At 58.8% G+C, this 18,755-nt stretch carries 17 protein-coding genes and 1 riboswitch; of the genes, 13 read left to right on the top strand and 4 right to left on the bottom strand.

Going from position 1 to position 18,755, the window contains the following annotated elements:
* Positions 1–73 precede the first annotated feature (73 nt).
* Positions 74–1,186, bottom strand: coding sequence for an LCP family protein (locus tag ACFSKT_RS03415; RefSeq protein WP_377720395.1), 1,113 nt, complete (start codon positions 1,184–1,186; stop codon positions 74–76).
* Positions 1,187–1,414: 228 nt separating this feature from the next.
* On the opposite strand from ACFSKT_RS03415, the gene ACFSKT_RS03410 reads away from it, so the two are divergent.
* Both ACFSKT_RS03410 and ACFSKT_RS03405 read left to right on the top strand, forming a co-directional pair.
* A complete protein-coding gene (locus ACFSKT_RS03410; RefSeq protein ID WP_377720394.1) occupies positions 1,415–1,807 on the top strand; it encodes a DUF2500 domain-containing protein in 393 nt (130 codons plus the stop codon).
* Positions 1,808–1,823: 16 nt separating this feature from the next.
* Positions 1,824–2,513 (top strand): HAD family hydrolase, encoded by a 690-nt coding sequence (locus ACFSKT_RS03405; RefSeq protein ID WP_377720393.1) that lies wholly within the window; start codon positions 1,824–1,826, stop codon positions 2,511–2,513.
* Positions 2,514–2,587: 74 nt separating this feature from the next.
* Here ACFSKT_RS03405 and ACFSKT_RS03400 read toward each other — a convergent pair whose 3' ends face one another.
* Positions 2,588–4,837 carry an MMPL family transporter gene (locus ACFSKT_RS03400; protein ID WP_377720392.1) on the bottom strand — a complete coding sequence of 750 codons (2,250 nt, stop codon included), beginning with the start codon at positions 4,835–4,837 and terminating at the stop codon, positions 2,588–2,590.
* 151 nt (positions 4,838–4,988) lie between these two features.
* On the opposite strand from ACFSKT_RS03400, the gene ACFSKT_RS03395 reads away from it, so the two are divergent.
* The 8 genes from ACFSKT_RS03395 to ACFSKT_RS03360 all read left to right on the top strand — a co-directional run bounded on the left by ACFSKT_RS03395 (position 4,989) and on the right by ACFSKT_RS03360 (position 13,232).
* Positions 4,989–5,612, top strand: a complete 624-nt coding sequence (locus ACFSKT_RS03395) for a TetR/AcrR family transcriptional regulator (RefSeq protein ID WP_377720391.1) — start codon at positions 4,989–4,991, stop codon at positions 5,610–5,612.
* A gap of 120 nt (positions 5,613–5,732) precedes the next feature.
* The gene (locus tag ACFSKT_RS03390; protein WP_377720390.1) at positions 5,733–8,225 is read left to right on the top strand and encodes a WG repeat-containing protein; all 2,493 of its coding nucleotides are present in this window, start codon (positions 5,733–5,735) and stop codon (positions 8,223–8,225) included.
* Positions 8,226–8,306: 81 nt separating this feature from the next.
* A riboswitch (cobalamin riboswitch) is annotated at positions 8,307–8,513 on the top strand.
* A 156-nt stretch (positions 8,514–8,669) separates the two neighbouring features.
* Positions 8,670–9,440 (top strand): energy-coupling factor ABC transporter permease, encoded by a 771-nt coding sequence (locus ACFSKT_RS03385; RefSeq protein ID WP_377720389.1) that lies wholly within the window; start codon positions 8,670–8,672, stop codon positions 9,438–9,440.
* A complete protein-coding gene (locus ACFSKT_RS03380; protein WP_377720388.1) occupies positions 9,433–9,714 on the top strand; it encodes an energy-coupling factor ABC transporter substrate-binding protein in 282 nt (93 codons plus the stop codon). Before ACFSKT_RS03385 ends, ACFSKT_RS03380 begins: the two co-directional genes overlap by 8 nt.
* Positions 9,711–10,511 carry a cobalt ECF transporter T component CbiQ gene (gene cbiQ / locus ACFSKT_RS03375; RefSeq protein WP_377720387.1) on the top strand — a complete coding sequence of 267 codons (801 nt, stop codon included), beginning with the start codon at positions 9,711–9,713 and terminating at the stop codon, positions 10,509–10,511. Before ACFSKT_RS03380 ends, cbiQ begins: the two co-directional genes overlap by 4 nt.
* Positions 10,508–11,347, top strand: coding sequence for an energy-coupling factor ABC transporter ATP-binding protein (locus ACFSKT_RS03370; RefSeq protein ID WP_377720386.1), 840 nt, complete (start codon positions 10,508–10,510; stop codon positions 11,345–11,347). The genes cbiQ and ACFSKT_RS03370 overlap by 4 nt, the downstream gene beginning before the upstream one ends.
* Positions 11,348–11,477: 130 nt before the next feature.
* On the top strand, positions 11,478–12,557 hold the full coding sequence (locus tag ACFSKT_RS03365) for a lactonase family protein (protein ID WP_377720385.1): 1,080 nt from the start codon (positions 11,478–11,480) through the stop codon (positions 12,555–12,557).
* A gap of 288 nt (positions 12,558–12,845) precedes the next feature.
* Positions 12,846–13,232 (top strand): hypothetical protein, encoded by a 387-nt coding sequence (locus ACFSKT_RS03360; RefSeq protein WP_377720384.1) that lies wholly within the window; start codon positions 12,846–12,848, stop codon positions 13,230–13,232.
* A gap of 109 nt (positions 13,233–13,341) precedes the next feature.
* Here ACFSKT_RS03360 and ACFSKT_RS03355 read toward each other — a convergent pair whose 3' ends face one another.
* Entirely contained in the window at positions 13,342–14,487 is a 1,146-nt protein-coding gene (locus ACFSKT_RS03355; protein WP_377720383.1) for a rhomboid family intramembrane serine protease, read from the bottom strand.
* A 133-nt stretch (positions 14,488–14,620) separates the two neighbouring features.
* Positions 14,621–15,571 (bottom strand): nucleoside hydrolase, encoded by a 951-nt coding sequence (locus tag ACFSKT_RS03350; protein WP_377720382.1) that lies wholly within the window; start codon positions 15,569–15,571, stop codon positions 14,621–14,623.
* 183 nt (positions 15,572–15,754) lie between these two features.
* On the opposite strand from ACFSKT_RS03350, the gene ACFSKT_RS03345 reads away from it, so the two are divergent.
* The 3 genes from ACFSKT_RS03345 (at position 15,755) to ACFSKT_RS03335 (ending at position 18,755) form a co-directional block, all read left to right on the top strand.
* A complete protein-coding gene (locus tag ACFSKT_RS03345; RefSeq protein ID WP_377720381.1) occupies positions 15,755–16,537 on the top strand; it encodes an NUDIX hydrolase in 783 nt (260 codons plus the stop codon).
* Positions 16,538–16,695: 158 nt separating this feature from the next.
* Complete coding sequence (locus ACFSKT_RS03340) at positions 16,696–18,099, top strand: nicotinate phosphoribosyltransferase (protein ID WP_377720380.1); 1,404 nt, start codon at positions 16,696–16,698, stop codon at positions 18,097–18,099.
* 98 nt (positions 18,100–18,197) lie between these two features.
* Positions 18,198–18,755 (top strand): adenylyltransferase/cytidyltransferase family protein, encoded by a 558-nt coding sequence (locus ACFSKT_RS03335; protein WP_377720379.1) that lies wholly within the window; start codon positions 18,198–18,200, stop codon positions 18,753–18,755.

Here is an 18,755-nt window from a genome sequence, read left to right as displayed (position 1 = left end):
GAACAAAGAAGCCCTGCACCCGGCATGATGCCGGAAGCAAGGCTTCTCCATTTTTCAAGCGCAACATCTTGTGTTACGGTTGTTCCTCGGATTCATCGTCTTCGATCGTGCCGATGCGGTCCTTCAATTCGTCCATGTCCAGCGCAGGCAAGGCGAGCTTGGCGCGAACCGCGGATAGCTTGGCGCTCAGGTCCGATTCGGGTACGTAGATGTAAGGGCTATCCCACACGCCTTCGAGCGCGTTCAGGTTCAGCGATTGCGGTTTCATGGACCGGTAATTGATAATCCAGTCGATGAGGGTATCCTTCGGAATATCCGTCCGGATATGCTCGCCGACGATATCGAGAATATTGCCCCACTGCGAAATGCCCGACAGCGAGCTCATTTTGTCGACCATCTGGGTCAACACCTGCTGCTGGCGCTCGTTGCGCGCCATATCCGACGATTCCTCGGTGCCTTGGTTCGATTTGCGGTAACGGACGAAATCCAGCACCTCTTTGCCGCCAAGCTTCTGCTGCCCTTGTTTGAGGTCAATGTTCGTGCCGTCGGCATTGTCGATATAGCGCATGTCCATGTCAACGTTGAGGTCCAGCCCGCCCAGCGCGTCCACGATCTCGCGAAGGCCGGCGAAGTCGACGACGACCATATAGTCGATCGGCGTTTGGAGCAGGTCGCTGTAGAACGCTTTGACGTTCGGGATGACCGCGTCCTTGTCCTTGTTGTAGTAATAAGGGAAGAAGTAGTTCGCTTTATGGGTGCCGTGATCGTCCGAGGCGATCTTCAAATCGCGCGGCACGGACATGAGCGCCGCCGATTTGTCGGCGGGATCGTAGCTGGCGAGCATGAGCACGTCGGCGTTCATCGTGCCGCCGCTGCCTTCCCGGTTGTCGACCCCGGTCAGCAGGAACGAAATGGGCTTGTCGACGAGCGGCTCCGCAGGCTGAGCGGGGGGTTCGTCGGTTGCGACCGGCTGCTGCGCGGCCTCTTCGTCCGGCGCGGCGATTTTATCGAATGCTTGGTTGGCTTTGTAATATAGGTAGCCGGCAAACGCGCCGGAACCAACGATGAACGTCGTCGAGGCGATCGCGACGGAGATGACGATCTTGCGCCAGATCCGCGACTTGGGTTTCGTCTGGCCGGAATCCGGCTTGCCGCCGGCGTTGGATTCAAGAGATTTGTCTTGCATCTTGTATACGTTCCTCCATTTACGAAACTAATATAAAAAGACATCTTTTTTATCATAGCATAACGTTCTGACGAAAGTTTAAACAAAGAAAGCCGGAATTGTGAACGTTATGCCGAAAAATACGGGAAAATCGCTAATTTCGCCGCTTGAAAAGGAAATGAACGGAATTCGAGCGAATATATAGTCGAGCGAGCTTCATTCCATTGCTCCGCAAGAAAGGAGACGATCATGAACGTATACGGCGAAGGCCCGGGATTTTCGGATTTTTGGAGCGGAATGCCGCTATTCTTCAAACTATTCGGCGGACTGGTCTTTATTATCGTCATGGGCGGATTTGCGTCCGTATTCATTCGAGGCATTCGACAATTCGCATCCAACAATGCCTCGAATTTGGTGGAGCAGCCCGCCCGCGTCGTAGCGAAACGCTCGGAAGTATGGGGCGGGTCGGGCGAGATGAGCGCCTCCACGAATTATTACGTCACCTTCGAATTCCACGATGGCGCGCGCATCGAGCTGCCCGTGAAAGGCTCGGAGTTCGGACTGCTCGCGGAAGGCGACGCGGGCGTGTTAACCCACCAAGGCACGCGGTACAAAGGATTTCGGCGTACGCAATCGTTTTGAGTAGGGAGGTCATTTCATGACGTTGAAAGCCGTGTTGTTCGATTTGGATAATACGTTGCTCGACCGGAATACTGCTTTCCGCGCGTATGCCGGGCAGCTCGTGCGGACTTATGCCGCCTATCAGGATGAGGAACAAGCGCAGCAGTGGACGTCATGGCTCATTGCCGCAGACCGCCAAGGATACGCGCCCAAAAAGCAGCTTTACGCGGAAATGCTGCAAGTCATTCCGATGCGTGATCCTCATACGACGGTCGAAACGCTGCTCAAGACTTGGTTGGAGACGTTCAGCCGGCATACCGTCATCATGGATGGCGCCGTAGAGACGCTTCGGCGATTGCGGGCTCGCGGCGTCAAGCTCGGACTCATCACGAACGGCGGGAGCCGCAGTCAGCAGGCGAAAATCGATCAAGCCGGCTTTCGACCGTTGTTCGATGCGATCCTCGTATCCGACGAGGTCTCGATCAAAAAGCCCGACCCCGCAATCTTCGTCTTGGCGATCACCAAGCTTGGCGTGCTTCCGCATCATGCCGTATACGTCGGCGATCACCCGACCAATGATGTCGACGCCGCGGTCCGTGCCGGTCTCCAAGCCGTCTGGTTGCGCGGCAAGACGCCGGGGGAGCCGAAGGAAACGGGACGATATCGCACAGTTGACCACCTGAACAAGCTTGAGGATGCCCTGTTTCATCCGTACGCGGCATGGTAAGACGAACATATCTGGCCGTCCTAATAAATCGAGCCGTCCCGCAGCGGGACGGCTCGATTTGTGTTGTCTTGCGTTTAACCGCGATAAGTGCCGGTCGCGTGTTCCGCCTTGCCGGCTGCCGCCGGCTCATAGACGCGGCCAGGCCAGAATGCCTTGCGTCCGAGCAGGACGGTGATGGCCGGGACGAGGAACGGCCGGACGACGAACGTATCCAGCAGGACGCCGATGGCGGTAATGATGCCGAACTGCACGAGCACTTGAATCGGCAGCGTGGCCAGCACCGCGAAGGTGGCCGCGAGAATCAGGCCGGCGGACGTGATGACGCCGCCTGTATCCGCGACGCCTTCGCGGATCGCTTGGCGAAGCGGCATCGTCTTGCGTTTCTGCCAGATGCTCGAAATCATGAAGATATTGTAGTCTTCGCCGAGCGCGACCAAGAACACGAACGCATAGAGCGGAATCGAGCCTTGAATGCCTTCCGCGCCCATCAAATAATGGACGATGATCCAGCCAAGTCCGAGCGCAGCTCCATAGGAGAGCAGGACGGTGGCGATGAGGTAAAGCATCGCGACGAACGAGCGCAGATACACCAGGAGCAGCAGCGCGATCAGCACGGTGACGACCGGAATGATCAGATTGCGGTCCTGGTCGCCGACGGTCTTGGTATCATGCTGCTCGGCGGTCTGACCGCCGACCCAGACGCGTGGCTCGGCGATGCCGCTGGCCTTCAGTTCATTCTCCGCGCGCGCCTGCAGCTCGGGAATGTACGACATGGCGTCAAGGGAATACGGGTTCATGGCCAGCGTGATGGCGTACGATCGCAAGTTCGGTTCCGTGGCGCCGGCCTCCGGCTTGGCGGTGACGGAAGCGATCTTGTCGTCCGCTTCGAAGAACGAAGCCAGATCGATCGCCTTGCCTTCGGTGTCCACGACGACGGTCACGGGCGCCAGACTGCCCGGCGAGAACGCCTCGCCGATCAGGTCGTTGCCTTCGCGGGAGTCCATCGTCTTCGGGAACGAAGACAGGATGTCGTAGTTGTAGTTAATAGCTGGCGCGAAGCCGGCCAGCGCGCCGAGAATGACGACCGAGACGATCGTCACGGTCCATGGCTTACGGGTGACGAGACCGCCGATCGCCTGGCCGAAGCCGCGTTTCGGCGTTTCCTTCGGCACAGGCTTGCCCTTGCGAATCGCGCGCTCGCGCTTCATCTCCGGCGTACGCGGAATGAACGGGAAGAACGAGGCGCGTCCGAAGACGGACAGCAGAGCCGGTACGAGCGTGATGCTGGCAATGCCCATAATGAAGATCGATAAGCTGAAAGGAACCGCAAACCGGTGGTACGCGCCATACTCGGCCAGCAGCAGCGCGAGCAGCGACAGGACGACGGTGAAGCCGCTCATGGCGACCGCGCCTGTGGCATCTTTAATGGCATGAATTAATGCCGCAAATTTATTCTCGTGCCGGGTCAGCTCGGTTCTGAAGTGCGAGATCAGGAACAAGCAGTAATCGGTGCCGGCGCCGAAGAGCAGTACCGTCATTATCGAGATGCCTTGCGAATCGACGGTAATCCAGCCTTCCCCGGCCATCCAGCCTAGCAGCGGACTGGTGACCGCATAGGCGAAAGCGACGCCGACGAGCGGAATGAGCGCCAGAATCGGCGAACGGTAGATGGCGAGCAGGATGACGAGCACGATGACGACGGTCGCGATGAGGAGCGAGACGTCGGCGCCGCTGAACAGCGCGGTGGCATCGACCGCGATGCCGGCCGGACCGGTGATGCGCGCGCTCAGCTCGCCGCCGTCCGTGTCGGCCTCGAACGGCTTCGCACCGGACGCTTCGTCGCCGAGCGCCTTGATTTTCTCCAGCGAGCTCTCCATGACCTCCGTATCCGCGGATTTGTCGAAGAACAGGGGCTGGATAAGGGTCGTGCCGTCTTCGGAGACTTGCGCGCGCAGCGCATCGACGGGCACTTGATGAAGCGGAATTGTGGAGGATTGGCCTTCGACCGGCGATTCGGTCAATTGCTTCGCCAGTCCTTGCACGGCGGCCAAGTCTTCCGCCGACAGTCCGCTGTCACGATGCCAGACGATCAGCGCCGGCAGGCCGGACTCGGAAGGGAACTGCTCCTTGATGATGGCAGCGGCCTGAACCGAAGGGAGATCTTCCTTCAAATTCGGCGCGTTGTTGATTTCTTTGCTGCCGACTTGCGGCAGCGTCATGCTGAGAACCGCGGCGAGCAGAATCCACGCGAAGATCGTAATCCACCGCGTTCGCTTGCCCGCTACGAGACTGCCGTACTTGGCCAGCCAGCTATTTGATTCCATTAAGGTGTTCCTCCATTTCAAAATGAGAGATAAAAGGGTAAACTAATTAAAGTTGCACTAATTATATCTACCCTAGAGTAGATTTAGCAATCAGGAATCGTTACATCTTTTTGAACTTCATTTTTGCACATAGCGGGGCGTGATGACTTCGATGCAAGACAAGCCAGAGAACAAAGCGAAAACCGGCCGCCCGAGAGGCAAGCGCACGGACGCGACGCGCGTCCTTATTCTTCGTACAGCGGCCATGCAATTCATGCAGATGGGCTACGATAAATTATCGCTGCAGGAGGTCGCCGATCTGTGCGGCGTTACCAAAGCGACGATCTACCACTACTACAAGGACAAGAGCTCGCTCTTCACCGAGGCGATCCTGCTCATGCTGCGCACGGCGCTGGCCCGAAGCGAGGACATCGTCCGCGAGACGCCGGATTTGCACGGGAAGCTGAAGCTGCTTGCCATCGGGCTGCTTCGCCATTCGCACGTCGAATTCGAAACCATGATGCGCAAAGCCTCCTCCGTCTTAAGCGAGGAGCAAATCGCTTCGATTCGCGATCAGGAGCAGCAGCTCCATCAGTTGCTCGCGGGCGTATTTCGCAGCGCGATGGATGAAGGGATCATTCGGAAGAGCAACCCGGTCTTTCTCTCCCGCGCCTTCGCAATGCTGATGCTGATGCGCAATCAGCCGGAGCTTACCGAAGGACTGCTCTCGCCGGATGAAGCGGCGACGGAGATCGTGCAGTTGTTTCTGCATGGGTTAGATCCCCATAAAGCTTAGCATCCGCATCGCTCGCTCGTTACTGTCATATCTCCCGCGCTGACGCATACGATTATGCGAAAAGCTATGCGCCGGCGCGAGATGCGGCGTTGGCGAGAGCGAGTCGAGGAGGGATGCGGAATGATCGCGCACGAACAGCAGCTTGTGCGGCTCGTCGGGCAATTTTTGCCTCATGGCGCCGAGCTTGCCGTCATCGAACGACCGGTGAAGCATCCGGCGATCGTCGCGGCGGATTTGAACGGCGACCGCGAGCCGGAGGTCGCGGCCGTGTACCGATATGGAGATGCGCTTTACTTGCTGGTGCTCCGGAATACGGCCGACGGTTGGGAAGCGATCGTCAACGAACGCGGTGCCGGCTACGGCGTGACGCTGCTGTCCGCGTCGGCGGTAACGAGCGCGGCGCGCAACAACCTGCTGATCGGCTGGCAAATGGGCGCGATCTGGTCGCAGCTGGCGATCTACGAATGGGAGCCGGGCGGATTGCGAAGCGTCTTGAAGGACCCATTGACGTACAGCTACATCGAAGTGCTGGATTTGGTCGAGCCCGGCGGTAGGGACGGGCAGTCCGAGCTTGCGCTCTGGTCGCATGACACGGGCGAGGCGTATCGCGTGGAGGTGCTTCGATGGCATGGCGGCGCGATCGTGCCGGCACGGGATGCGGAACCGGCTTACTTTCGCAAAGTAGCCGGCTACTACGAGCAGATGGTGCGGCTGCATCCCGACTACGCGTTCTATTGGTATTATTGGGCCGATGCGCAATGGAGAGCGGGGTTGCCGCAAGCCGCCTTGTTATCCGTTCGCCGCGCGCTGGAGTTTCCGCATCCGTATCCTTCGCGCGAAGAGCTGGAGCGGCTGCAGCGCGAGATAACGGGCCAGCTTCAACACGGCCACGGCGCCGCCGCGAGGGCGGAGGCGCTGTTCCCGGCATCGCTCAAGACCGTGAACGGCATACGATGGGGGTATATCGACCGTGCGGGCAAAATGGTGCTCCAGCCGCGGTTTCGCTCCGCCGCCGCGTTCGGCCGCACCGGGCTGGCGGCTGCCGGGACGGAGCAGGGGACGGGACTCATCGATACGTCGGGACGCTTCGTCGTCCAGCCGATCTATGACTCCATCGGCGAATTCTCGGAAGGGCATGCCGTCGTGATCGACAAAGAAGGCTTCAAGCTGATTGACGCCGAGGGGCGGATCGTCACGAAGCGTGCCTACTCGTTCTTAGGGAATTTGCATAACAACAGAGCCGTCTTCTATGTGCAGAACACGGATGGCAATTCGCTGTACGGTTATATCGACGGAGAAGGCAGCGAAGTCATCCCGGCCCGCTTCCAGGAGGCGGACGACTTTGAACGCAATCGCGCGCTGATCAAGACGAAGGAGGGCGAATACGCGGTCATTCGGCCAGACGGCACGCAGGTGGCCGTCTTCCATTACCCGTTCGTCGGCCCGCCGAGCGACGGTCTGCTTGCCTTCCAGCAGGAGGCCGGCGGCAAATACGGGTATATCGACGAGAAGGGCAGAGTCGTCATCCAGCCTGCATACACCTATGCGCAGCCGTTCCGCGACGGGCTTGCGGTCGTCAATACCGGCGAAGACTACAAATCGGTGTACGGCGTCATCGACAAGAAAGGCCAATATGTCGTGCAGCCGGGCTACAACGATATCCGACAGCTTGGCGACAATCGTCTGGCGCTCGGGCAGGCGATCGACGAGAACGAGCCCTATCGGGGCTCCATTTTCTTGGTTGCGACCGCGAAAGGCGTGCGGTTGAGCGACTTTGCCTATTTCGACGTTCAAGATTACAAGCAAGGACTGGCATCGGTCTACGATCGAACGCATACGTACTTTATCGACCGGACGGGCAAGGCAGCCCCGGGTTATCCCCGGATCAAAGGCAGCGGCACGTTAACGCTCGAGGATGGTCTGATCGCGGCGAACGTGGACCAGCGGCTCTCCTATTGGACGAACGACGGACAGTCCGTATGGCGGCAGAACAGCATCATTCCGCTGCGTGATCCCTATCGGGTGCGCGAGGTCAAATACAGCCCGAACAAGGATTACCTCGTCTATTATCCGCAGCTCGAAGGCATGTCGAATCCGAATACGCAGCAGAACGTCAACACGAAGCTCAAGGAACTTTCCCAAGTGAAGCCAGTTCCGGCGGATCAACAGCTTGAATCGTCCTATACCGGCGATTTCCAAATCTCGATGTTCCGCAAAAATCTGCTCGTCCTCGAGCTGTCCGGCTACGATTACCCGTTCGGCGCGGCGCACGGCATGCCGTCGCTGCTGTATCCGCACATCGACATCACGACCGGCGCGTTCTACAGGCTCGAAGACTTATTTAAGCCGGGCAGCGATTACGTGAAGGTGCTGAGCGACATCGTCGGCCAACAAATCAAGGATGATCCGCAGTACGATTACGTGTTCCCGGACACGTACAAAGGGATCGCGCCCGACCAGCCGTTCTACGTCTCGGAGACGGCGCTCCATCTGTATTTCGCCCCATACGAGATCGGGCCATATGCGGCAGGCTTCCCGACGTTCACGATCCCGTTCGCGCAGATTAACGCGATTTTGGCGAAGGACCGTCCGTTCTGGCAGTCCTTCCGCTAAGGCGCTCCTTCAAAACGGTTGTTGCGCAAAACGCGGCGACCGTTTACTATGTTCATAGGTTTCAACCCGCCGCGCGGGAATAAGTGAATAACGGAAACAGGTGCTGGAAGGGCGGCCGCTGCAGGCTGCCGTTCCGGCTTAATAGGGAAGTTCGGTGCAATGCCGACGCGGTCCCGCCACTGTTACGGAGGAGTCGAAAGCGCAAATTCGCCACTGGGTGCAACCGGGAAGGCGGCTGACGACGATGATGCCGGTAGCCAGGAGACCTGCCTGTTTCGACGACACTGCTTTACCTACGGGAGATAGGGAGGTGTTAGACGAGCAACCGGATGGTAGATAAGCTGCGTACATACGGGCGTCTTTCCCCTGCATCACGAAGGGGAGAGGCGCCTTTTTGGCGTGTTCGATCAGCGCGCGACAACTTAGTGGAGAGGAATTGGAGACGTGACAAAACGAAAATGGGCGGGGACGCTGTCGCTAATAGCGGCGTTCGCGCTGTATCTGTGGTTGAATGTGCCGCAATCCGCATACGCGATGCACATCATGGAGGGCTTCCTTCCTGTAGGATGGGCGATATTCTGGTGGGTCGTGTTCATTCCGTTCTTTGCGCTGGGACTTCGTGCCTTGCGAAAGGTGACGAAGGAGACGCCGGAGCTCAAAATCATGCTCGGTCTCGCGGGCGCCTTCACGTTCGTCCTATCTGCGCTGAAGCTGCCGTCCGTCACGGGCAGCAGCTCGCATCCGACCGGGACGGGCCTCGGCGCGGTCATGTTCGGCCCGCTCCCGATGAGCGTATTAGGATCAATCGTCCTGTTGTTCCAAGCGGTGCTGCTCGCGCACGGCGGATTGACGACGCTCGGGGCGAACGCGTTCTCGATGGCCGTCGCCGGGCCGATGGCCGGCTACGCAGTCTACGTCTGGCTGATGCGGACGACGGACAGACCGAAGCTGGCCATCTTCTTCGCCGCCGCGACAGCCGATCTGGCCACCTATATCATGACCTCGGCGCAGCTGGCGCTGGCGTTCCCGTCGGCTAGCGGCGGCATCGCCGCTTCGCTGATGAAATTCGGCGGCGTCTTCGCGCTCACCCAAATTCCGCTTGCGATTAGCGAAGGATTGCTGACCGTCCTAGTCTGGAACTGGCTGCAGGCATATGGAGCCGACGAATTCCGGCTGCTCCAGCGCAAAATGAAAGGAGCGCGTACCCATGTTTAAACGTTACCGCAATACGTGGATTGTTGCAGCCGTCGTGCTGCTCGCCGTGCTGCCGCTTGCCTTCGTCAACGGCGATTTCGGCGGTGCGGACGGCCAAGCCGAGGAGATGATCGCCACCGTGGATCCGGCCTACGAGCCATGGTTCTCCTCGCTGCTGTCGCCGCCGGGCGAAACGGAGAGCATGTTGTTCGCGCTGCAAGCGGCGCTCGGCGCGGGCTTCATCGGCTACGTCATCGGCTTGTTCCGGGGGAAAGCATTGAGAAAGAAGTCGTGATCCTGCATCAAATCGACAGCTATTCGTACGGCAATCGGTTGAGAAGCTTGCCGGCGACGGCAAAATGCGGCTTCGCCGCCGCGCTGCTGCTGCTTGCCTATCTGGCTGGGCCGGCGGAACAGGCGGCGATCACGGTCTGGCTGTGCAGCTGGACCGTACGCAGAGCGGGGATCGGCGCGAGATTCTACGCCGCCGCGCTCGGCAGCGTACTCGGCTTCTATCTGCTCAGTCTGCCTGCGCTGCTGGTTGAGGTGATGCCAGAGAGCGCGGCGATGGTACCCGCTGCGGTCGGCGTGGACATCGGCCGATGGCAGCTGGTCTTGACCGAGGACGGGGGCAAGCTCGCGCTGGGGCTCATGCTTCGCATTCTAGCCTGCTCAAGCTGCTTTCTCTTCCTCATTCTGACCACGCCGATGGCAGACCTGTTCCAGGTGCTGCGCAAGCTGCGCGTGCCGCTGCTCGTACTGGAAATCATGCAAATCATGTATCGGTTCCTTTTCCTTCTGCTCCAGACGGCCTTCGAGCTGTATACGGCTCAGCGGGCAAGAGGCGGCTATCGCGGCGCGAAGAGAACCATCGCCGATACGGCGACGCTCGCAGCCCGGTTGTTCGATCGGACGATGTCCCGTTACGAGGGTTGGATGCGCGGACTTCGCGCGAGAGGCTTCGAAGACGAGCTGCGGCTGGCGCCCGGCGAATCGGGAATCGTGCCGGCAAGGCTGCGGTTCGAAGCAGGGATCGGCATCGCGATCTTAACGTTATCGGCGCTGACGCTGCCGGGAGGATGGCTATCATGAACGACATCATCGCTTGCGAGCGAATCTCATATACGTATCCCGCTGCCGGCAAGCCGGCGCTCGATCAACTGTCCGTTCGTATACCGCAGGGCAAGAAGACCGCGCTGCTCGGCAGGAACGGGTCCGGCAAATCGACCTTCTTTCTGCAGCTGCTCGGCCTGCTGCAGCCCGATCGGGGGACGATTCGGTTCCGCGGACAGCCTTATCCGCAGTCGCGCCGCGGGCTTCGCGATATCCGGGAGCAGATCGGGCTGGTGTTTCAAGATCCGGAGCAGCAGCTCATCCTGAACACGCCCTCCGAGGATGTCTCCTATGGTCTGCGCAACGCGGGCGTCCCGGAACTGGAGATCCGCGACCGTGTAAGGAGAGCGTTGGATGCGATGGGGCTGTCGGAAGCGGCGGATACGCCTATTCATGCGCTTAGTCTCGGCCAGAAGAAGCGAGTGGCGCTGTCAGGCGCGATGGTGATGCGGCCGAGCGTGCTGCTGCTGGACGAGCCAACGGCCTATCTGGACCGTTCGACCGAGCGCGCGCTGCTGGGCGAGCTCGCCCGCATTCATGAGGAGGAAGGCGTGACGATGGTTATGGCGACCCATGACATGAACCTGGCGTATGAATGGGCGGATTATTGCGTCGTCCTTCGAGACGGCCGCTGCGTCATGGAGGGCGCGCCGGAGCGTGTGTTCGCCCAGGACGAACCGCTCCGCGACTGGGGTTTATCGCGCCCCGCGGCGCTGGAACTATGGGGTGCGGTTCCGGCGCGCATCCGGCTCGGTCATTCGCCGCCCAGGTCGCTGAGCGGGCTGGAAAGCTGGATGCGCGCCCACCTCGAATAAGAGCCGGGATGAACGGGCAGGCGGAGGGCGATCCGCCTGTTTTTTTTGCAAAAAAGAGGCGTTGATGCTAAGATTAGAACGATTTTGAGCGGAATTTTCAAAGATTGGGCTACATAAGGAGGCGTTGGTTTTGTCCGAGCAACAACTGATCGTATTCGCCGGCTCCTATGCGGAAGCGGCAGATAACAGCATTTATTCGTACGCGTTCAATGAAGAGACCGGCGCCCTGACGCTGATCGACGCGGCGGCGGGTTACCGCAACCCGACATTCCTCAACGTCGACACGGCGAACAATAGGCTGTACGCGATATCGGAGGGCACGTCGGCGGACGGCGGCAAAGCCGGCGAAGCGGCGGCGTTCGCGATCGATCCCGCCACGGGCAAATTCGAGCCGCTCAACCGCGCGTTGACGGTCGCGTCGCCGACCTGCCATATCCAGCGCGATGCGGGCAGCAACTATTTGATCGTCGTCAGCTATCATGGCGGCATGGCCGGCCTGTTCGCGATCGAAGAGGACGGGCGGATCGGCAAGCAGCTGGACGTCAGCCAGCATGAAGGCCGCAGCGTGCATCCGGAACGTCAAGACCGTCCGCATCCGCATTCGGCTTTCTTCAGCCCGGATGGGAAATACCTGCTTATTCAAGATTTGGGTCTCGATAAAATTTTCACATACGCAATCGACGAAGCGGAAGGCAAGCTCGTCCTGAAGCAGGTCGTGGAGACGAATCCAGGCTCCGGTCCGCGCCACCTCGCCTTTCATCCGAACGGATCACATGCCTATGTCATCAACGAAGTGGATTCGTCGGTTACCGTCTTCGCTTACGATGCGGCTGAGGGCAAGCTGTCGCCGATCCAGACGCTATCCACGCTTCCGGCCGAAGGCTTCGACGGTGAGAATACGACGGCCGAGATCGCCGCATCGGAAGACGGCCGCTATGTATACGGCTCGAACCGCGGTCACGACAGTCTGGTCGTCTATGCGGTCGACGGCGCGTCCGGACAACTTTCGCTTATTCAGCACATCTCCTCCGGCGGCGGACATCCGCGACATTTCGCGTTGACGCCGGGCGGTCGCTATCTGCTATGCGCGAACCGGGACGACAACAATATCGTAACGTTCCGCGTCGATCGCGAAACTGGGTTTTTGAGCGAAACGGGGCAATCGGTATCCGTGTCGAAGCCGGTTTGCGTAAAGCCGGTATATCTGTAGGTCCTATCTGCAGGTTCATCGCCCTATATACGCGTATATAAATCACATGAAACCTCTCCGTTCGACACGACGGGGAGGTTTTTTGACATAATTTGCGCGTGTTGGACGTGGAAGGACTTCCGAGATTCGATTTACCTGACATGGCAATAACATAAAATCGACTCTAACGTAAACTAAGTTGACATTATGTTCATCATGAGGTATGATTATAGAAACCAGCACAGGCCGACCGGCATAAGCAGGCAGTTGCAATAACCAACGAACCCCCGATGAGAGGAGAATTACACAATGGAGAACAAAGAAATGAACATTAGCGTCCTGTTGGACAAGGCGGCAGGATACACGAACTTGCTGTCGGAAATTACGGAGACGAAGGCAGCCGGCACTTGGCGGAACGATCGCCGGTTCAAGGCGGAGTACGCAGAGATGACGGAATTGGCGGAGATCCTTCGCGGCCATGATGACGAGAATGTCTCGATGTATGGCTTCCGGATGCAAATGCTGATCGGCGAATTCGTCGAAACCGATATCGTTTGCCACGACAAAGTCGTTCATTTGCGCGAGGTGCGCAATCAAGAAGAATTGCTTCAGCTGGCCGCTTATCGCGCGGTAGAAGCGTATCGCATTCTTGCAGAGGAGAACGCAGCGGAGCAGCAACTGCGTCAATCGATCTAATGCAGCCAAGCGACACGAGATGAAACGGACAACCCTTCCCACAAGGAGAAGATGGTTGTCCGTTTTTGTTTGCCTATAGGAATGGATATTCGTCAGTCGATTCAGCCGATTAAGACGCTGCGGCCTCTTTTTTCGTTAGCAGCGCTCTTGCCGCCATGAACAGATACCCGCCGACCAGACCGCCGAAGTGCGCGTAGTTATCGATGCCGGGCACGACGAAGCCGAGGATCACGTTCATGACGAGACCGCTGTAGATTGAAAACCCCATCATCTCCCCCCACGTATCCGGTTCCTTGACCGTTAGATACAGCAAGGCGCCCATGAGGCCGAATATCGCGCCGGACGCGCCGGCCGAGATGGAAGGAGAGAACCAATAACTGGACAGGTTGCCGACGATCCCTGCCGTCATGTATAGCAGGAAGAAGGTACCTGACCCAAGCACCCGTTCGATGCGACCGCCGAGCGAGAGCAACGATACGGTATTGAACCACAGATGCAGCCCGCCGATATGGAGGAACATTGGCGTGACGAGCCGCCAATATTCGCCTTCATCGATAAGGGGCGCGTATTTGGCGCCGAATTGGATGAGCGTGGCCGTATTCGTCGAGCCGCCATAGTACGTCATGAGCAGCCATACGACGACGTTGATGGCGACAAAAGCGAATGTGAGCGGCGCGCCGCGCTTGCGTCCCGCTTCCTCGAACGGCTCCACGCGCTCCTGGTGCGCGCGCAGCATTTCGCCATGCCATACGTCAATAACCTCGTACAATCGAGTCTCATCGTAAGGCACGGGTTCGCTGCGGGCGGCAAATTGCTGGATGAACTCGGCGCCGGGGATGACGATCTGCGGCAGCACGGCGCGATTGTCGACGAGATCGATGAGTCCGGCTTCGATGCGATGACTTTCCGTCAGACTGCTAAGATGCAGGGATGCGATTTGCTCGCCGGACATTTGATAACCGGCGTCCGTGCGAATATAGAGATGCACCATCCGGTGAACGAGAGCAGGCCGGCGGAAGCCGACCATCTTCATCCAATCCATGGAATGCGCGAATTGTTCGCGAATTTCCGCTTCCTGCTGCTCCGCGGATTGACCATACACCAACGGCATCAAATAAAGGTACGTCACGCGAATGCCGTCGCGCCGCTTCAGGGTCAGCATCCCTTCGTCGTTGTCCATCAGCGAGTAACGGTGATGATGGACCAGCTCGCGCGCAATCGCCCAGATCGCATAATTCAGCTCATGAACGTTCACGATCAAACACCTTTCGCTTGTGGAATGGTTGTAGTATAGGCCAAAACGCATTTTTCATGAAGAGGGGAGAGCGGGATGTAGCTGGCTTTGGCGGGGAATGCTGGATGAAAAGGAGCTAGGAAGCCATTGACGCCTAGTACCGCTTCGGAGCAGCCTTCTTCGCCAAATCCGCAATATAGGTCCAGAACGCATCGGCATCCAAGTCGTGCACGAGGTTGACCGGGCGCCCGTTCGGGTCGGCGATCGTTCTGCCTTGGCTAATGCCATCCGGAATGACCGTGCAGCGGACTTCGCGCTTCATGACCAGTTCCGGTCTGCCGACGGAAGCTGTCGTGAGCACGTCCCATAGGTAGTAGGTCGAATTCGTTTCCATGTAGACGAGCGGCGGGCAGCACGCGTAACATTGACCGAGGAAATCCACGCCTTCATAATTCCGTTCTTTCGCCCAAGCGCTGCGGACGCTTAAGGTAAGCGGCACTTTGTTCGTGCTCTCGAGCGCGACGAGATCGACGGGGATGCTGCTCTGAAATACGCGGTGGCACGCTTCCGGATCCCAGAACACGTTCCATTCCGCCGTGCCGTCATGTTCGGGCTCTTGGACGTTGCCTTTCTCGAACGTGCCGCCCATCCAGACGAGCTTCGCGATCTTGTCCTCAATATCCGGGGCTTCATCCAGGGCGCGGGCCAGATCGGTGAGCGGTCCGGTGAAAAGCAGCGTCGTCGGTTCGGCGCTGGTGCGGATCGCCTCGATCATATGCCGGTGCGCGGGCAGGGGCGAGAGCGGGGCGTTGATCGTGCCGGATTCGTTCAAGATCGGCAGCGCGTCCACGAAGAAGGTATGCATGCGCCAAGCGGCAGGGAACGGATTTTTGCCGCGCGAATTCGATTTGGCGACCTCGACCTCATATCGGCCGAAGCGGTCGATGATTTTGCGGCTTGCGTCCGCGCCGGGCTCGAGGTATCCATCGGCCGGGAGGACGGATACGCCGGTGAGATGTATATCGTCCATCTGCAGCAGCAGGAACAACGACACCAAGTCGTCGACCCCCGCGTCGTGATTGAAATAAACGTGTTTCTTCGTCATATTCGTTTCCTCCGTTCGTATTGCTGTTAAGCGTTAATCTGTCCCTATTATTATGTCCCGGTCTATGGGCCGGCGCAAGTCGGCCGGGTAGTTAGCAATGGCGCGCTCCGAATTTTTATTAAAGTCATATTGACTAATAAGATGAGGTTGGGTTATACTGGGTTCATCAAGGAGGTGCGAGCGATGAACAAGGAACAAGTGACGGCGCGTTACCGCACGCCAGACGGATTGCCGGTCGATATCGCCATATTCACCATTACGTCACACGCGAAGCCGGGCAGCTACAAGATGCTCGCCGACCGCAAGCTGGAGGTGCTGCTGGTCAGGAGGAGCGCCCGCTCATCCGCATTCCCCGGACAATGGGCATTGCCGGGCGGATTCTCCTCCGAATCGGAGACGCTAGCGGAGGCCGCTTACCGCGAGCTGCAGGAGGAGACGAACATCGGCGCGGATGTCCATATCGAGCAAGTGAAGACGGTCTATTATCCCGGACGCGATCCGAGAGGCTGGATGCCATCCGTGCTGTATTGCGCCCTCGTGAACGAGGATCGGCTGCGCGCCATCTCGCCGGATACGGATGCCGACGAAGCGAAGCTGTTCGAGCTGGATGAGGCGCTGAGGCTGAATCTGGCCTTTGATCACAAGGAATTGCTGAACGATGCGCTGACGTTCATTCAGACGAAAATGATGACGACGACGATCGCCAAGGAGTTTCTGCCCCGGACGTTCACGATCCGCGAATTGTACCAGGTGATTCAAACGGTGGTCCCGGACTTCCAGGAGGATATCGCGAATTTCAAACGAAATCTGCTGACGACGAAGACGCGCCAAGGATTGATTCGGGAAGCGATCGGGTCGGACGGCGAGCCGCTGACGACCGATCGTAACTCCAATCGTCCCGCGCAGCTGTACGAATTCGCCGACTACGAACCGAGAATCTCCATCTACAATTCGGGCATGTTTTAAGCGGAACATCGCGTTTGCCCGGCAAGGCAAGGAATCAAGAATGGCTGAGGAGATCAGCCCTTTATTTCGAGAATTTATATAGTCGATGTGACAAAAACAAATGTCGACGCATATCCTTTTATATAGTCAATAAGACAAATTATTCGGAGGTCATGATCATGATGAATCAACTTCGTTCGAACGTACTGCTGCTGACGGATAGCTACAATCTCTCGCATAGCCGGTTGAAATGCAGCACGGATTGGGAAGTCAGCCACCTGTACAACCGCAAAGCCGGCATGATCCTGTACGGATTCCGCGAAATCGCGCTGTCGGTTCTGAACGTACGGATCACCAAGGCGCATATCGAGGAAGCGGAGCGCTGCGCGGCCATGCAAGGACTCGCGTTCCCGTCGGCGATCTTCCATCGCGTCGTCGACGAGTGCGGCGGCTATGCGCCGCTCGCCGTCGAATCGCTGCCCGAGGGCACATGGTGCCCGGCCGGCACGCCGTTCGCCCAAATCCGCAATACGAAGGAGGGCTTCGGCGAGCTCGTGACCTGGTGGGAAGGCGTGCTTATGCATGCGTACTTCCCAAGCGCCTGCGCGACGGAGGCGTTCCACATGAGGCGGTATTTGGAGGAGAAGCGCGAAGCGCTCGGCGCGGACGAATCGTTCTTCTGGCGGTTCCATAGCTTCGGCTTCCGCGGCCATCGCAGCCTGGAGGATGCCTATTGGGCCGGCACGGCTTGGAATTTGTCGCTGCAGGGCACGGACGATTTCCATACGACGAAGCACACGCCGCGCGCGAACATTGGCAGCATCGCCGCACTTGCGCATAAAGTCACGCAGCAGTACGACGACGAACTGCAATGCTTCATGCACGCCATTGATTCGACGGCGGATAGCGGCGAGGCAATCGTCGCGCTCGTCATCGACACGTACGACGCGAACCGCGTCATCGACCGGTACTTGCCGCTGCTGGCGGAGCGGGCTCGCGAGCGGGGCGTCAAAATCGTCCTGCGTCCGGACAGCGGCGACGTGCTGCGGCAGGCGATCGATATTTATAAGGCGGCCGAACGGCACGGCGCGTTAACCGAAGTCGGCGTCATCATCGGCGAAGGGATGAGCTTCGAGCAGGCGAAGCGTTACGATCAAGCGCTGGAAGAGAACGGGGTGCCGCTTGCTTTCGTCGCGTACGGAATCGGGTCGGGCTTCTATAACGACCTCGACCGCGACACGCTCGGCTGGGCAATGAAGACCGCTTACAGCAACGGCAGCGACCGGATGAAATTCTCGATGGACCCGCTCAAGCGGAGCATTCCGGGACGCGTCGGCATCGTCATGGAGCAGGATACGCTTACCGTCTTGGCGCACGAAGAAATGAACGGCAGAGGCTTATATGTAACGATCTACGATTACGACGGGGCAGCGCAGCAGGAGATGAAGCCGCTCGACGAGACGCATTGGACCGATGTCCGGGATCGCGTACGCGCGCAGGCGGCTCGCCAAGAGCGGATTCAATTATCGGCGCGTATCGTGCATAAAATGGAACAAATCGCGGCGAAATACGGCGTGGAATAATGCTATGGGCTTGCGCATAGCTTGAGTCCGGCAGCGCGTGACGCCATATGCCGCTGCCGGGCTCTTGCCGCGAAAGCAGGATGAAAGGCGGAGATAGGATGACTAAACCTTTTCAATTCGGATTCATCATCGGGCGCTTCCAGCCGGTTCACCGCGGGCACGAAAAACTCATCGACGCGGCGCTCGCGATCGCCGAGCGCGTGCTCGTCGTCATCGGTTCGGCGCAGGAGAGCGGCACGGCCCGCAATCCGTTCACCGCCGGCGAGCGGGAGCAATGGCTTCGCTGCATCTACGGCGAGCGGATCCACGTGCTGGCGCTGCCTGATCTAACGAACGAGAACGATCATTCGCGCAGCTGGGGCGACTACCTCTTGAATGCCGTCGAATGCTATGGCGCGTCCCAAGGATGGCCGGCGCTCGATCTGATCATCGAAGGCGACGAGAACGGGCGGGGGAGCTGGTTCGCAGAGGATCGCGTGCATCGCCTTGGACGGCTGACCTTCCCGCGGCCGGAAGGCGCGCTCAGCGCCACCTGGCTGCGAACGAGGATTCGCGAAGGCCGGGAGGAGGCGTGGGAGCGGCAGGTTCATCCCGCGTTAATCGAATCTTATCGCGAACTGCGCGGGAGACTGCTTGCGCTTCGGGACTTGTCGTGA

Source organism: Paenibacillus xanthanilyticus, assembly GCF_042682185.1.
Taxonomy (GTDB): Bacteria; Bacillota; Bacilli; order Paenibacillales; family Paenibacillaceae; genus Paenibacillus_Z; species Paenibacillus_Z xanthanilyticus.
The sequence above is the reverse complement of the archived record's forward strand: the minus strand, read 5'-3'. Positions and strand labels throughout refer to the sequence as shown.

What these genes read in the sequence shown, in the direction of transcription:
- ACFSKT_RS03340 (WP_377720380.1), top strand. Translation starts at nt 16,696, where the DNA reads ATGATGAATCAACTTCGTTCGAACGTACTGCTGCTGACGGATAGCTAC.
- ACFSKT_RS03345 (WP_377720381.1), top strand. Translation starts at nt 15,755, where the DNA reads ATGAACAAGGAACAAGTGACGGCGCGTTACCGCACGCCAGACGGATTG.
- ACFSKT_RS03360 (WP_377720384.1), top strand. Translation starts at nt 12,846, where the DNA reads ATGGAGAACAAAGAAATGAACATTAGCGTCCTGTTGGACAAGGCGGCA.
- ACFSKT_RS03395 (WP_377720391.1), top strand. Translation starts at nt 4,989, where the DNA reads ATGCAAGACAAGCCAGAGAACAAAGCGAAAACCGGCCGCCCGAGAGGC.
- ACFSKT_RS03380 (WP_377720388.1), top strand. Translation starts at nt 9,433, where the DNA reads ATGTTTAAACGTTACCGCAATACGTGGATTGTTGCAGCCGTCGTGCTG.
- ACFSKT_RS03350 (WP_377720382.1), bottom strand. Translation starts at nt 15,571, where the DNA reads ATGACGAAGAAACACGTTTATTTCAATCACGACGCGGGGGTCGACGAC.
- ACFSKT_RS03410 (WP_377720394.1), top strand. Translation starts at nt 1,415, where the DNA reads ATGAACGTATACGGCGAAGGCCCGGGATTTTCGGATTTTTGGAGCGGA.
- ACFSKT_RS03400 (WP_377720392.1), bottom strand. Translation starts at nt 4,837, where the DNA reads ATGGAATCAAATAGCTGGCTGGCCAAGTACGGCAGTCTCGTAGCGGGC.
- ACFSKT_RS03335 (WP_377720379.1), top strand. Translation starts at nt 18,198, where the DNA reads ATGACTAAACCTTTTCAATTCGGATTCATCATCGGGCGCTTCCAGCCG.
- ACFSKT_RS03415 (WP_377720395.1), bottom strand. Translation starts at nt 1,186, where the DNA reads ATGCAAGACAAATCTCTTGAATCCAACGCCGGCGGCAAGCCGGATTCC.
- ACFSKT_RS03370 (WP_377720386.1), top strand. Translation starts at nt 10,508, where the DNA reads ATGAACGACATCATCGCTTGCGAGCGAATCTCATATACGTATCCCGCT.
- ACFSKT_RS03405 (WP_377720393.1), top strand. Translation starts at nt 1,824, where the DNA reads ATGACGTTGAAAGCCGTGTTGTTCGATTTGGATAATACGTTGCTCGAC.
- ACFSKT_RS03390 (WP_377720390.1), top strand. Translation starts at nt 5,733, where the DNA reads ATGATCGCGCACGAACAGCAGCTTGTGCGGCTCGTCGGGCAATTTTTG.